General features: G+C 62.2%; 12 protein-coding genes and 1 pseudogene. 8 read left to right on the top strand and 5 right to left on the bottom strand.

Translation table 11 applies throughout. The annotated features are described in order from the left end of the window. The first annotated feature begins 144 nt into the window (after positions 1 to 144). On the top strand, positions 145 to 1,269 hold the full coding sequence (locus ACQY7R_RS02960) for a hypothetical protein (protein ID WP_428304109.1): 1,125 nt from the start codon (positions 145 to 147) through the stop codon (positions 1,267 to 1,269). 122 nt (positions 1,270 to 1,391) lie between these two features. Here the strand turns inward: ACQY7R_RS02960 and ACQY7R_RS02955 are convergent, their stop codons facing one another. Both ACQY7R_RS02955 and rnc read right to left on the bottom strand, forming a co-directional pair. After that, positions 1,392 to 2,939, bottom strand: a complete 1,548-nt coding sequence (locus ACQY7R_RS02955; RefSeq protein ID WP_428304108.1) for a hypothetical protein — start codon at positions 2,937 to 2,939, stop codon at positions 1,392 to 1,394. Between the two features lie 90 nt (positions 2,940 to 3,029). Further along, positions 3,030 to 3,803, bottom strand: a complete 774-nt coding sequence (gene rnc / locus ACQY7R_RS02950; RefSeq protein WP_428304107.1) for a ribonuclease III — start codon at positions 3,801 to 3,803, stop codon at positions 3,030 to 3,032. Positions 3,804 to 4,072: 269 nt separating this feature from the next. Here rnc and mgtE point away from each other — a divergent pair, with 269 nt between their 5' ends. Next, positions 4,073 to 5,434, top strand: coding sequence for a magnesium transporter (gene mgtE / locus ACQY7R_RS02945; RefSeq protein ID WP_428304106.1), 1,362 nt, complete (start codon positions 4,073 to 4,075; stop codon positions 5,432 to 5,434). Between the two features lie 18 nt (positions 5,435 to 5,452). On the opposite strand, the gene ACQY7R_RS02940 is transcribed toward mgtE, so the two are convergent. Beyond that, the gene (locus ACQY7R_RS02940; RefSeq protein ID WP_428304105.1) at positions 5,453 to 5,788 is read right to left on the bottom strand and encodes a hypothetical protein; all 336 of its coding nucleotides are present in this window, start codon (positions 5,786 to 5,788) and stop codon (positions 5,453 to 5,455) included. A gap of 350 nt (positions 5,789 to 6,138) precedes the next feature. Between ACQY7R_RS02940 and ACQY7R_RS02935 the strand changes: the two genes are divergently transcribed. From ACQY7R_RS02935 to ACQY7R_RS02925, 3 genes and pseudogenes are all read left to right on the top strand, one after another. Beyond that, on the top strand, positions 6,139 to 6,861 hold the full coding sequence (locus ACQY7R_RS02935) for a pyridoxine 5'-phosphate synthase (RefSeq protein ID WP_428304104.1): 723 nt from the start codon (positions 6,139 to 6,141) through the stop codon (positions 6,859 to 6,861). A 350-nt stretch (positions 6,862 to 7,211) separates the two neighbouring features. After that, a pseudogene (locus ACQY7R_RS02930) lies at positions 7,212 to 7,562 on the top strand (SulP family inorganic anion transporter); the annotation flags it as partial. 70 nt (positions 7,563 to 7,632) lie between these two features. Continuing rightward, positions 7,633 to 9,063 carry a SulP family inorganic anion transporter gene (locus tag ACQY7R_RS02925; protein ID WP_428304976.1) on the top strand — a complete coding sequence of 477 codons (1,431 nt, stop codon included), beginning with the start codon at positions 7,633 to 7,635 and terminating at the stop codon, positions 9,061 to 9,063. Between the two features lie 17 nt (positions 9,064 to 9,080). On the opposite strand, the gene ACQY7R_RS02920 is transcribed toward ACQY7R_RS02925, so the two are convergent. Together ACQY7R_RS02920 and ACQY7R_RS02915 are read right to left on the bottom strand one after the other, a co-directional pair. Next, positions 9,081 to 9,386 (bottom strand): hypothetical protein, encoded by a 306-nt coding sequence (locus ACQY7R_RS02920; protein WP_428304103.1) that lies wholly within the window; start codon positions 9,384 to 9,386, stop codon positions 9,081 to 9,083. A gap of 355 nt (positions 9,387 to 9,741) precedes the next feature. Next, on the bottom strand, positions 9,742 to 10,065 hold the full coding sequence (locus ACQY7R_RS02915; protein ID WP_428304102.1) for a hypothetical protein: 324 nt from the start codon (positions 10,063 to 10,065) through the stop codon (positions 9,742 to 9,744). Positions 10,066 to 10,441: 376 nt separating this feature from the next. On the opposite strand from ACQY7R_RS02915, the gene ACQY7R_RS02910 reads away from it, so the two are divergent. The 3 genes from ACQY7R_RS02910 (at position 10,442) to dapA (ending at position 13,151) form a co-directional block, all read left to right on the top strand. Next, positions 10,442 to 11,242, top strand: coding sequence for a hypothetical protein (locus tag ACQY7R_RS02910; RefSeq protein ID WP_428304101.1), 801 nt, complete (start codon positions 10,442 to 10,444; stop codon positions 11,240 to 11,242). A gap of 225 nt (positions 11,243 to 11,467) precedes the next feature. Beyond that, on the top strand, positions 11,468 to 11,989 hold the full coding sequence (locus ACQY7R_RS02905) for a DUF4112 domain-containing protein (RefSeq protein WP_428304100.1): 522 nt from the start codon (positions 11,468 to 11,470) through the stop codon (positions 11,987 to 11,989). A gap of 274 nt (positions 11,990 to 12,263) precedes the next feature. Beyond that, on the top strand, positions 12,264 to 13,151 hold the full coding sequence (dapA, locus tag ACQY7R_RS02900) for a 4-hydroxy-tetrahydrodipicolinate synthase (RefSeq protein ID WP_152098952.1): 888 nt from the start codon (positions 12,264 to 12,266) through the stop codon (positions 13,149 to 13,151). Positions 13,152 to 13,169: the final 18 nt, after the last annotated feature.

Raw genomic sequence — 13,169 nt, 5'->3', positions numbered from 1 at the left:
TGCTAGCGTCTGCGTTGCGTGATCTTCGCCAAAGACGCTCCCCGCTCTCTGCCGATACCAGCGGTACGACCCAAACTTCTTCGCGCACCTTCGTTTGACCCGCATTCAGGGTGCGCTCCCGCCCAAAACCCGCTGGGTGATGATATGTCCCGCCTCGTTCGCCGCCGCATCGCGGCCGGATTGTTCACGTTCGCGCTGTTCGGAGCGAATGCGCTACCCGTCGCGTCGGCGCCGCCGCAGCAACAGGCGAAGCCCGCCATGCAGCGGAGCGCCACCGCGTTCGTTCCCGGCAACGGCGCCTGCATCGACTTCGTCGGCGACGATTTTGAAGAAGCAGGTTGGTCGTACGACCATCGCCATCCCAAAAGCTCGCGGGAGCAGGACGAGCAAGTTCGCTACCCGATGGGCAAGTCGCTCAACGACAAGTGGCATGAAGGACCGGAGCGCGGTCAGCCCGACCAGCTGCAAGTGATCAAGCTCCCTGAGTCTGGCCTCGCAGGAAGCGAACATGGTCTGCTGATGCGCACGCGCAACTCGTACATTCCAGGCCGCAACATTCGCGAAGTCCACCAAGATGACTTGATCGCGAACTGCGTCTCGCGGCTCAGCGGCGGCATCCCCGTCTCCGAGCGTCCCAGCGTCGTCACCCGCGTTTATCTGCCGCCGGCGGAGCAATGGGAGCAGCGTTCAGGCCCTCATTTCGGCTACCGTTCTAGCGTTTCGACGATGACCGTCGGCAAAACTAAGGGCCTGTTCAGCCTGTCGCGCGAAAACGAAGTCGAGCCTTACTGGCCCGGCATGTGGATCCATTTCCGCCCTGCGGGAACGCGCGGCGCCAAGGAGGCCTCGGCCTATCTCACCGTCCGCAGCAACCGCCTGGGACATGACTTCCCCGCAAAGGAAATCAACGAATTCGGTTGGTGGACCCTCGGCATGTCGTTTTCGCCCGACGGCATGGTCCACTACTACGCGAAGCAGGGCGTCGACGATCTCACCGAGGCCGACTATCTCACTTCGCAGTTTCCGTATGGCTACCAAGCGAAGCAATTCCGCACGTACTTCTTCGACGTCTGCAATCGCAGCGACGGCCAGACCTGGTCGACGCCGTTCGTGATCGACGACCCGAAGCTGTACGTCGGCAACCCCGGTCGCGTCAATGCGATCGTCGCCAGCAAGGAGCGGCAGGCCGAGCAAATGGCCGCCCGCCGTGCGGCTGCGCAGGAGCGGGCCGCGATGCAAAAGTCGTCGCGTTCGACGCAGAAACGGTAATGCTAGATGTGCCAATGCTGGCTCGTCCAGCAGTGCGAAGCGTGTACCGGGAGCCCACTGCTGGGCGAGCCAGCAGTGGCACGCGCTTGAGTGGAGTTCCGTCGCGCTGAAAACCCGACCTACTAAAACGTCAGCTTGAACTTCTCCGTGAGGTTCTTGCGAACCGTCTCGGTGTTCTTCTGCAACTCGGCCAGCGTCTTTTGCGCTTCCTGCATCATCGCGTAGGTCGCGTCGGCATTCTTCTGCGCCTGTTCGCGGTCGGCCTGAGCGTTGTACGTCGCGTTGTAGTACGGAGCGTACTGCCGCATGAAGTAGCCGCCCCAGTTCACGGTGCGGAACGTTGGCACATAGCCCATCTGGTACGTAACGGCTTGCTCCGGCTGATCGGCCTGGGCGAGCTTGTCTTCGATGCCGTACGCCTGATCGACCACGTAGCGGAACGTCTGCGACACATAGGCGCCGAACTTCACGAGGTCTGGATCAACGTTGCGAGTCGATAGATTGTCGATCCGCCGCGCGAAGTTCTCAAGCCACATCGCCGCCTGCGTTAGCGAACCGGCGCGGTTGAGATTCTTCGAATCCTCGATGTACTTATCAACCGCCTTAAAGTAGCGGAGCGACGCCTTCGCGGCGATTTCCTCCGGCGTTTGCGGCGGAGTCTTCTTCGGCGGCGCGACCGGCAGCGTTTGGGCCGCGACCACCGGGTCGCTGCCGCGGATCACCGAGGCGTCGATCGACAGCAGGCTGAAAATCCGCCGCAGGCCGGTCGGCGTCAGCTCTCCTTCGAGCGATAGGCTCGTTCCCTTCGCTTCGGCTTTCCAATCGCTGAACTCGTCGAGCATCGCTCCCGCACTGCCGACGATCGCCAGGATGAGTGGCTTCGCCACCGGCGCGAGCGCCGAGGCGTCCCCTTCGAAATCGAACTGCAGCTTGCCGTTGAGTTTGTCGGTGACGATGACGCCGAACTTCACCCCTTGCAAGCCGTCGAACAGCTTTGCAGTGGCCGCTTCATCAAGCGGATCGAGAATCTTCGACTCGGCCACCTGCCCGCGAATCGCGTCAGTTCGTAGGGCGCCTGCCAAATCGACGGCGAGGATCATTTGCGTGCCGGCGGTATCAGCGTAGCTGACCGAGTGTTCGAGGTAGGCCGAGAGCGGGTCTTCCTTCGCGTCGGTCGCTTCCTTGATCCACCGCGTCGCTTCTTGGCGGTTCGCGTTCGTGAGCATCGAGAACAGCTTCGGCCCGAACTTCACCACGCAAACGTCGGCTGGCAGCCAGACGGCGGCGATGTTACCGATGTTGTCGACCATCCCGTGATGCCGCTCAGCAATTTGTTGTACCGTCGGATCGACCGACAGCGTCATCACGGCCGATTCCCACTCCGGCCGCAGCGATGCGATGTCGAGTTCCGCCGCCAAGACGGCGCGCTCAGTCGACGGCGGCAGCATTAGGGGCGACGACTCGGCGGCGTCGGCAAACTTCTCCCGCCAGTTCTCTTTCTTCCCCAACGGGCTGTCGTACATCGCCGTAGCGTTGACCACGATCACTGCATTGGCGTCCGCAGGCAGGCGGCGGCTCAGCTGAACGAACGTCTGGGCGTCGCTGGTCGCCACGGCGAGCAGCGAGCTAACGCAGGCGAGCAAGGCAACGGAGCGGCAGAGCAAACTCATCAATTCAATCTCCGGACGGCGTAGCCAAAGGCAGGAAGGCCGATGCCGCGGCGAGCGCCGCCGGCATCTGTCGTGAGCGGCGAGCTCCGCTCAATCCGCGGCGTCATCCGAGACGTTGCCCGCGCTGTCCTCGCACGGGTAGGGCGCCGACTCTTCCCGCAACTCGCTGATCGCGTTGTGGGCCGCCCGTTGTTCCGATTCTTTCTTGCTTTTACCCCACGCCGCCGTGAAGCGTCGCGAGCCGATCTGAGCCGAGATCTTGAAGCACTTGCTGTGATCAGGCCCCTTCTCGTCGAGCATGATGTAGTTGGGGGTTACCCCGAACTCGCGCTGGGCGAGTTGTTGCAGCAGCGACTTGAAGTTGCCGCCGAACTCGCACGACACGGCGGCTTCGATTTCGCCGTCGACGTGCCGCAGAATGAACTGCTCCGCCGCCGGCATGCCGCCATCAAGGTAGATCGCGGCGATCAGCGACTCGAAAGCGGCTGCCAGCACCGAGCGGGGCACCGTCGGATCGGCGGCCATCCCTTTGCCGAGGATAAGGTGCACATCGAGCCCGAGCGCCTCGCTCATCCGCGCGCACGTATCACGGCTCACGACGACCGACTTGATCTTCGTCAGCTCCCCTTCGGAGTATTCAGGGTATTGCTGAAACAGCCGTTCGCAAACGACCATCCCCAGGATCGCGTCGCCGAAGAATTCCATCCGCTCGTTGGAGGAGAGCCGATGCTGCACGCCCGAGGCGTGGGTGAGGGCGGCTTCCAACAGCTGCGGCTCGCGAAACGCGTAGCAGATTTGCTGCTGACAAACTTCAAGATCGCCACGGCGCACATCGCTGGCGTCAGACACAGTATTTGTACTCATCGCAATGGTGTATTGCGGAGGCTTCGCTGACGCAGCCTGCGGGGTTGATCCCGTGCGGCTGCAGCGGCAGAGCCCTCGCGGAGGATAAGGATGGTACGGGAGAGAACGCCCCTCGCCGACCCATCCGTGAAATCCGACCGAGAACCAAGTTGTAGGCTAAACCGGGCGGCCCCAAACGTCAACGACAGGGGCAAAGACGCCTGCCGTCCGGTCCGGCGTTAGCGTACACTTACCGGGCTACAATCCGGCCCCGTTTTCACGCTGACGGCATGATCAACACCCTCCTACTCCCCGAACTCCGGGAAATGCTTGCGGCGAATGACGTCGCCGGGCTGGAGGACTTCTGCACGGCTATGCACCCCGCCCGGGCCGCGGAGTTCATGGAAGGGTTAACCCCAGCCGAAATTTGGGCGGTCCTCCAGGCCGCCCAACCGGCCGAGCGGGTCGAAATCTTCGAATACCTCGATGAGGAGCGGCAGGTCGAGATTCTCGAAACGGCCGCCCCGGAGGAAACGAGCCAGGTCATCGCCAGCATGGCGCCGGACGACCGGGTCGACTTGCTCAAGTTGGTCGATCCCGCCGCCGTCGAACGCCTGCTGCCGTTGGTGCCGACCGAGGAACGCCGCGATATCCACCGACTGAGCCTCTACCCAGAGGGGACGGCCGGTTCGCTGATGACGACTAATGTCGCCCATCTGCCCGAAACGGTGACGGTGGGCGAAGCGCTCGAAGAAATCGCGCTCCAAACCAAAAACCACGAGACGATCTACTACATCTACATCGTCGACGCCGACAAGCATCTTCGCGGGCTAATCACCGCCCGCCAGTTGCTCATGCATCTCGGCACGCCGGAAGAACTCGTCGCCGATCTGATGCAGCGCGACTTGGTGACGGTCGAAGCGACCGACGACCAGGAAGTCGTCGCTTCGAAGGTGGCCGACTACAACTTCATGGCGATCCCGGTTGTCGACCATGAGCATCACCTCGTCGGCATCATCACCCACGACGACGTTATCGACGTGTTACGGGAAGAGGCGGAAGAAGACGCCTACCGTGCGGGCGCCATCGCGCCGTTGCAAGAAACCTATCTCAACACGCCCATCCACACTCTTTCGTGGAAGCGTGGGATGTGGCTCAGCGCGTTGCTCGCGGCGTCGTTTCTAACGGTTTACGCGCTGCAGTCATTTCATGAAACGCTCGACGCGGTGAAGTGGCTGCCGCTCTTCCTGCCGCTGATTGTCTCCTGCGGCGGCAATTCCGGCGGGCAGTCGGCGACGCTGATCATCACCTCGCTCACCGGCGGCGATTTGACGCTAAAAGATTGGTGGCGCGTGCTGCGGCGCGAGCTGCTAATGGGTTTGCTGCTCGGCGCCTGGCTCGGAGCGATCGCCTACATGGGAGCGCTGCTGGTGGTCGACGGGCCGACGCCGGTCGACAAACTCGTCGTCCCGATCACGCTGCTGTTAGTCGTGACGTGTAGCACGATCGTCGGAGGCGCCTTGCCGCTGATCTTCAAGCGGCTGGGGCTCGATCCCGCGCTGATGAGCAACCCGTTCGTCGCGGGGATCATCGACATCACCGGCATCGTCATTTACATGTCGATCTGCTGGCTGATGCTCGCCGAGATCTAACCAACGGCAAAGCCAGCTCTAAACGTCCAGCACCGGCTGCCCAACGTACATCTGCAGCACTTGGCTCTGCACTTTGATCGCGCGGATCAGCACCCACACCTGCTCCTGCGAAAATTTCTCCGGATCGGAACCGGCCAGTTCTTCCAGCTCCTGCGTCATTGCCGCGTGCTGATCGGTCGCCAACTGCATTTTCAGCGACGTTGACTGGCAGGCCGACTTCAACTTCGCGTCGTCATGCAGAAACTCGAGATTCGTGTGATCGTTGGCCAGCAGCAAGCAAATCCGGGCGACGTCTTGCGGCGAGGCGTCAGGCTCCAACGCTTTAACGCGTTGAGCCAATTCGTGGCAATTCATTAGGCGATTCTCCGGGGACGCAGGGCCGGCCAATTCGAGTGCTGTTCAGTCGATTTCCGAAAACTCTGCGGAACCTTAGGTCACGAACCTGAAGCCTCGCCGAATGGTCCTTTGCGTCAAACCGCGAGCCCGCCGCAGGCGTTCGCATCGAGCCGGTTATGCGACGCTCGCCGCCGCTAGACAATCGGCCTGTTGCCGCCGTAAAACGGCGATGTTGCGGCAATCGGGCGTTCCCATTCCCGATGATGCAATTGTGAAACATCAGCCTGAATGTGGTGTTTGACGAATCGACACCCCCCGAACGGCGGTCGCCAGCCGACTGCCCAGCCCTAATCGAGTAAGAGCAAACCATGGCCCTCCTCGGCGTCAACATCGACCACGTCGCCACCGTCCGCGAAGCCCGCAAGACGAACGAACCTGATCCCGTGTGGGCCGCCTCTTTAGCCGAACTCGGCGGCGCCGACGGCATCACGCTCCACTTGCGTGAGGATCGCCGCCACATTCAGGAGCGCGACCTCCATCTGCTCAGCCAAACGGTCACGGTGAAGCTCAATCTCGAACTCGCCTGCGCCGAGGACGTGCTGAAGATCGCCTGCCAGGCCAAGCCGTTTCAAGCCACGCTCGTCCCGGAACGCCGCGAGGAGGTGACGACTGAAGGCGGCCTCGACGCTGCAGGGCAGGGCGCCCGCGTCGGCGACGCGGTGAAACGCCTTCGCGACGCCGGCATCGTCGTGAGCCTGTTCCTCGATCCCGATCCAAAACAAATTGAAGCCGCCGCCAAGATGGGCGCCGAAGCGGTTGAACTCCATACCGGGGCTTACGCCCACGCCACGGCGAAGTTTGCCGGCGATGAAGAATTGGCAGCGCTCGCAGTAGCCGCTAAGCACATCGTCGACGCCGGCCTCACGCTCCACGCCGGCCACGGCCTCACTTACCGCAACGTGAAGCCCGTGGCGGCGATCCCCAAGATGTGCGAACTCAACATCGGCCACAGCATCATCGCCCGCGCGATTATGGTCGGCCTGGAGCAAGCCGTCAGAGACATGAAGCGGTTGATTTCCGAGCCTCGCTAGCCTGCCAAAGAAAATGCATTAACCGCCAAGGACGCCAAGAGCGTCAAGGGGATGCAAATTCAGTTCAATGGAACCGCGGATAAACGCTGATGAACGCAAGTGAGGTGAGGATTTGAAAACGCCAGATCCACGCTCATCTGCGTTTATCGGCGTGCATCGGCGGTTCCAAGCTCCTCCACTTGCATTCCCTTGGCGCTCTTGGCGTCCTTGGCGGTTTAATTCCGCGAGCTTCGCGGCAATCCTCGGATTGCGTAAACCCGCCGCTCCAATGATGATAAGGAGCCCTGTCCAGCGTGACGTGACGCAACGAGCGCAGCCTGGGACAGAATCGCTTTCGGCTACTCTGAGTGATGTCGCAACACGCCCCGCCCCGCGCCAACTCGTCCGCGAGAGGCGCAAGCGCAGATCTTTCGCTTCCGCTCTGGAAGCGGCGACTCTACACGCTCGTGCCAGCGTTCGATTCGCTCCGCACCTACACGCCCAACGCCTTCCGCCGCGATCTCCTCGCCGGCGTTACCGTCGCCGCGGTCGCGGTACCGCAGGCGATGGCCTACGCCAGCATCTTCGGCATGCCGGTGCAGTACGGTCTCTACACGGCGATCGTGATGACCGCCGTCGGCGCCTTGCTCGATTCGTCGAAGCAACTCATCAACGGCCCGACGAACGCAATCTCGATCGCCATGCTTAGTGCGCTGGCGTTCGTTCCCTCCGACCAGCGCATCCCCGCTGCCATGCTGATGGCGGCGCTCATCGGGCTGTTTTCAAACCGGCATCACGCTGTTGCGGCTCGGCGACCTCTCGCGATTTATCTCGCACGCGGTGATCGTCGGCTTCACCGCCGGCGCCTCGGTGCTGTTGGTGCTCGATCAACTGAAGAACGTTCTCGGTCTCAAGGCCCAGGGCGAGCATCACGATCATTTCGTGAAACGCTGGATTCTGACGATGTACTATGGCGGTCCCGTTCATGTGCCGACGATGTACGTCGCGCTCGGGACGATCGCCGTCGCGCTTGGGCTGCGATGGATTAATCGTCGCTACAAGCTCGCACTACCGGAACTGCTACTGGCGATCATCGCGGCGGGCTTGGCCGTCTGGCATTGGGATCTCGCCGACCAAGGCGTGAAGCTCATCGACAAGGTGCCGCGCATTCTTCCCAGTTTTGAATCGCCGCACTGGGATTGGGGGCTCGTGCGCCAACTCGCCCCCAGCGCCGCGGCCGTTGGCATGCTCGGTCTACTCGAAGCAATCGCCATGGCGAAAAGTATCGCGGCGAAGACCGAACAAAAACTCGACATCAATCAGCAGTGCCTCAGCGAAGGACTCGCCAACCTCACCGGCAGCTTTTTCCAGTGCTTTCCTGGCTCCGGATCGCTCACCCGGTCGTATATCAACCACCAGGCGGGCGCCGCGACGCAGTGGTCTGGCGTGATTTGCGCGGCCATGGTCGGCTTGACGATTTTGCTGTTCGCGCCGCTCGCGCAGTTCATTCCGAAGGCCGCTCTCGCCGGCGTCCTGATGGTCACCGCCACGCGAATGGTCGACGTGGCCGGCATCCGTTACCACTGCCGCGCGACCAAGTTCGACGCGATCATCGTTGCCGCGACGGCCCTTTCGGCGGTCCTGGTCTCGGTCGAATTCTGCATCCTCGTCGGCACGATCCTCTCGTTCCTGATGTACGTCCCCCGTGCCGCCCGCGTCGAGATGCAGGAACTCGTCATTACCGACAACCACCGCATCCGCGAACGGAACGATGGCGACGTGCCGAGCGACAAGCTGCGGATCTACAATTTTGAAGGGGAGCTGTTTTTCGGTTCGTCGCCGGAGTTTGAATCGCACCTGGAGCAGATCGAAGAAGAGATCGACGCCGACCTGCGGATTCTCATCCTCCGCGTGAAGCACCTGCGCAATCCAGACGCCGTCTGCATGCATCTGCTCGCCGAATTCATCGAAGAGACGGAAGCCCGCGGCGTCGTCGTCTGCCTCACGGGCGTCCGCGGCGGGTTCTATTTGACGCTGAAGAAAGTCGGCATCGTCGAACTGCTCGGCGATGAACGCGTTTTCCGCGAAGTGCCGCGCGATTGGACCAGCACCGTCGCCGCTATCGCCTGGGCGCACCGGCAGCTGGGCGACGACCTGAGCGGCGACGCCCTGCCGCCCGATGAAGAATCGGTCGTCGTCCGCGACTGGCACTTCACCATCTAGCCGCCAGTCAACGCGATTTAGTAGCCGCGGGTCAACGGCCCGCCGGAGCGGCACGCGCCGCCTCGACCCCGACGACCACGAACCGCAAGCAGCGCAAACCCGCCTATCGCCAGCCAAAGCCCCGCCGGCTCGGGCACGAGGACCGCTACGCCCCCCATCCCGACCAGCTGCTGGTGCGAAAGCGGCGGCGGCCAATATTCAAAGCTCGAATCGCTCAGCGGGTCGCCGCCCGAAGGATGCGGAACGAAGACATCTCCCGCATCGAAAATTGCCGCAAACGGCTGCTCCGATCGCCAATAGAGCCGGTACGGCAGTTCGCTCAAATCAACCACGACTCCGGCGGGGTACTCCTCGCTTGGAGGCGCCAGTGCCCCGCTTGCCGACTGAAGCGTCAGCTCAGTCGGCTCTTGAAGGCGGACAAATCGTACCTGTCCCGTCACGAGATTGATATGGACGCTCGGCGCGCCGCTCTGATCGAGAGCCGTATTCAACCCCGCCCGTAGACCCGCGTGGGCCGATGGCGGGTTGGCAACTATCGATAGCGCAATTGCAACCGGTAAAAATCGCATCCGCATCACCCTCGGAACGGTCATTTCTGAAACCGAAGAGGGGCGAATGCTACAGACGAGTAGCGCCGCGCCGCAAGGCGAGCCTACAGCCAGTTGGCCGTCCAATTTGCTAGCCGCGAATCGACTCGACGCATTTCTCAGCCACCCACTCGGGCAGCCCATGCGATTCGCTGAACCGCAGCACGTACGATTCGAGTTCGCGGATCCGTGAGGGAAAAATATCACCCTGCACCAGCACATCGGAACCTGGATCGGCGTCGATGTAGATCAATGTCCGACCATCGTCGTGTCGTCGGACGATCAGTTTCTCGGCAACATAGCCGCCGTTTTGCACGCTTGTGCGGCAGGCCGACCCGATTTCGGGCCAATCGATTGGGTCGAGTTCGATCTTCAATCCGCTCGACAACCGAATGGTCATAGTCCGTGACACCATACTCCACTCCCCTTGTATGAAAGGCTCGCGGGTGATCCAGAAGAGATTTGCATTTTACGAGCGGCAGAGAACAAACCAAACGAATTCGCGAATTTGCCGCAATTTTCGCAAATTAAACCAATAAGACTTCTCAGAAAAGCAGCGTCGACAACAAGCGGAATTCGACTGCAAGATGCCAACGTGTTTGATCTCGTCAGACCGATGAGCGGCTGATATCGTCACTCCTTCCCGCCACTGTCGACACAATCGGCGCGGCGGAACGAGGCGACGGCTACAATCGCGGTTGCTGGCATTGCAACTCGCGTGCCCGTCGGCCGCGTAACGGTTCTAACAATCGCAACACTTCGATTTGCTGCAACTAGGAGCGAGTGAACGGATGACGGAGACGGAGGGGGTACAGGAACAAGTATCGCTGGGGCAGACTCTCGCGCGGCAACTGCCGCCGCTCGATCCACAGGCGGCCGCGTCGGCGCCCCCTGTCGCCGGCGCCGTCACGCGGGCCATGAAGTGGCTCGGCGACGAAATCGAAAAACTCCTCGGCGTTGCCAAAGGAGGCGACTGCGACGCCTTCCTCGCCGTGTTCGAAGACGTCCGTCGCCGCGCCCGCGCGCTGGAGCCGATTGTTCAGCAACTCCGCCCACGTTGGGCTGCATCGGGTTCCAGCGCCGCCGACGTCGACGACGGCAGCGAAGCCGTCGGTCACCTCGGCCACTACCAGTGGTGCCGGCAGGTGATTCTCACCGTCTGGGCCGCGGCGATGCCGAAGAAACTCAAGGCCGCCATCGCGGCGAGCAACGGCGCCCTCGTCGACTTCGACGTCGCCCCGCTCAAGGCTCACTGGCCCAGCGTCCGCGCCGCGCTCGACGCGTTGCCGGAGATTCACGCCTCGAAGTTTCACACGGCGATGGAAGCCGAGCTCCGCACGATGACGAACGCGCCGACCGTGGCGCCCGTCGCGAAGCCGAAGCCGGGCGAAATTCCGCGCGAGCACCTCAGCCGACCGATCGGCAAGGCTGAAGCCGCCAAGCTCCATAGCGGCGCAAGCGTCCCAGATCCTGCCGCCTACTTCCGCGACCTCGTCGCGCAGAACTTAATGAAGCCGCCCATCGTCAACGGCCGCAGCCTGCAGTTCGACGTCCGCGACTTCCCCGCGAGCAAGCGGGAGTCGATGCGGTAAAGGCGGGGGGATTTTTTTGCCACGAAACACACGAAGCACACCAAAGATAAGAGTGCTCTTTCACCGCTGATCAATGCTAATAGGCGCTAATAAAATTCAATCACAGAATTCATTAGCGTTCGTTAGCGGTGCCATCGCCTTCTCGCCAGTTTCATTTTTTGGTGTGCTTCGTGTGTTTCGTGGTAAAAAGAGAACCCTGGTACAAGGTTTGCCAACCAACCTCCCATGCGCAAGCCCCCAACCATCCCGCAGCCAGTCGCTGACGAACAGGCGCCGCAGCTTGCTCCCGAGCTGCAGCTACTCGCCGATTGGATGGACGGCGTCTTCCGCGTGCCAGGCGTCGGCTGGCGGTTCGGCCTCGACGCGATTCTCGGATTCATTCCCGGCATCGGCGATACCGCCACCTCGGTCGCGTCGCTCTACATTCTCACCGCGGCTCATCGTTACGGCGTGACGCGAACGACGCTGCTGCGCATGGCGCTCAACGTCGTGCTCGACGCCGTCGTCGGGGCGATCCCGCTCGTTGGCGACATTTTCGACGTCTACTGGAAATCGAACCAGCGGAACGTCGCGATTCTCAAGCGACATATGCTCGCCGTGCCGGCCGAACAACGCCACTTGCAGCGAGCCGACCGTTGGTTTGTCGTGCTGCTGGTAACGGTGCTGGCCCTGCTGCTAATTGGCAGCGTCATCGTCGCCGCGATGCTGCTCACCTGGCTGGTAAGAACCCTCGCCCAAGCTTTCTAATCTCGTTCCCACGCTCCGCGTGGGAACGCCACCCCCGACGCTCTGCGTCGCGAACTACCGGCCGCTCCGCCCCGATCGCACAGCGGCTTAGCGGCCGCTCCAAAAGAATGCCGCAGAGCGGCGACAACGCCGTTCCCACGCGGAGCGTGGGAACGAGGGGCAGCAGGGCCCACCCAATTGCACACCAGCCCCTGTCGCCGTATCATTGCCCCCCACGGCGCAACTTGCGCCTTTCATTGCCTGGCTTGCGCAAACGTAAGGAGAGTTCTGCTCGATGAGCACCAAAGGAGAAGCATTCGCCGGCCTGTCGGTCGCGGTAGTCACGCCATTCAAGGGAGATGAGGTCGACTACGACGCCTTCCGTGCTCAGATCGAGTTCCAGATCGATGCGGGAACCAACTGCATTTGCCCCGTCGGCACCACCGGCGAATCGCCGACGCTGACCCACCCCGAACACGAACGGGTGATTAACTTCGTCTGCGAAGTCGCCAACAAGCGGATCAAGGTGATGCCGGGCGTCGGCTCGAACAGCACCGCCGAAGCCCTCCGCCTCACCAAGGTCGCCGAAGCCGCCGGCGCCGACGCCGCGCTGCAAGTCGCGCCGTACTACAACAAGCCGACGCAAGAAGGTTTTTATCAGCACTTCAAGCGGATCGCCGAAGAGTCGGGCCTGCCGCAGTGCATCTACAACATCCCCGGCCGCACCGGGAAGAACGTCGAGCCCGAGACGATCATCCGTCTCGCCGAGCTTCAGAACGTGACGATGGTCAAGGAAGCGACCGGCTCGCTTGACCAAGCGTCGACGATTCTCGGCGCCACGAACCTCACCGTCCTTAGCGGCGACGACAGCCTCACCCTCCCGCTGATGGCCGTCGGCGCCCGCGGCATCATCTCGGTCGTCGGTAACATCGTGCCGAGAGACATGATCGCTCTGATTGACGCCGTCGACCGGGGCGACCTCGTGCAGGCGCTCAAGTGGCACCGCAAGTTGTTCCAACTCTGCCGCGACATGCTCGGCCTGTCGACAAACCCGATTCCGCTCAAGGCCGCGATGAAGATGCTCGGCCGCGACACGGGCGAGATGCGTCTGCCAATGACGCCGCTCGAACCGGGGCAAGAGGCGTCGCTGCGCAAGACGCTCACCGCGTACGGGTTGCTGTAGTCGTGCTTAGCCCCTGGT

It is taken from the genome of Lacipirellula sp. (assembly GCF_965279485.1).
Taxonomy (GTDB): domain Bacteria; phylum Planctomycetota; class Planctomycetia; order Pirellulales; family Lacipirellulaceae; genus Lacipirellula.
Note: the sequence above shows the minus strand (reverse complement) of the source record. Positions and strands in the feature narration are given on the sequence as shown.

Bases quoted from the DNA above. Each gene is read 5' to 3' on its own strand.
- ACQY7R_RS02915 (WP_428304102.1), bottom strand. From the start codon at position 10,065: ATGGTGTCACGGACTATGACCATTCGGTTGTCGAGCGGATTGAAGATC.
- ACQY7R_RS02905 (WP_428304100.1), top strand. From the start codon at position 11,468: ATGCGCAAGCCCCCAACCATCCCGCAGCCAGTCGCTGACGAACAGGCG.
- ACQY7R_RS02940 (WP_428304105.1), bottom strand. From the start codon at position 5,788: ATGAATTGCCACGAATTGGCTCAACGCGTTAAAGCGTTGGAGCCTGAC.
- mgtE (WP_428304106.1), top strand. From the start codon at position 4,073: ATGATCAACACCCTCCTACTCCCCGAACTCCGGGAAATGCTTGCGGCG.
- ACQY7R_RS02960 (WP_428304109.1), top strand. From the start codon at position 145: ATGTCCCGCCTCGTTCGCCGCCGCATCGCGGCCGGATTGTTCACGTTC.
- ACQY7R_RS02910 (WP_428304101.1), top strand. From the start codon at position 10,442: ATGACGGAGACGGAGGGGGTACAGGAACAAGTATCGCTGGGGCAGACT.
- dapA (WP_152098952.1), top strand. From the start codon at position 12,264: ATGAGCACCAAAGGAGAAGCATTCGCCGGCCTGTCGGTCGCGGTAGTC.
- rnc (WP_428304107.1), bottom strand. From the start codon at position 3,803: ATGAGTACAAATACTGTGTCTGACGCCAGCGATGTGCGCCGTGGCGAT.
- ACQY7R_RS02935 (WP_428304104.1), top strand. From the start codon at position 6,139: ATGGCCCTCCTCGGCGTCAACATCGACCACGTCGCCACCGTCCGCGAA.
- ACQY7R_RS02955 (WP_428304108.1), bottom strand. From the start codon at position 2,939: ATGAGTTTGCTCTGCCGCTCCGTTGCCTTGCTCGCCTGCGTTAGCTCG.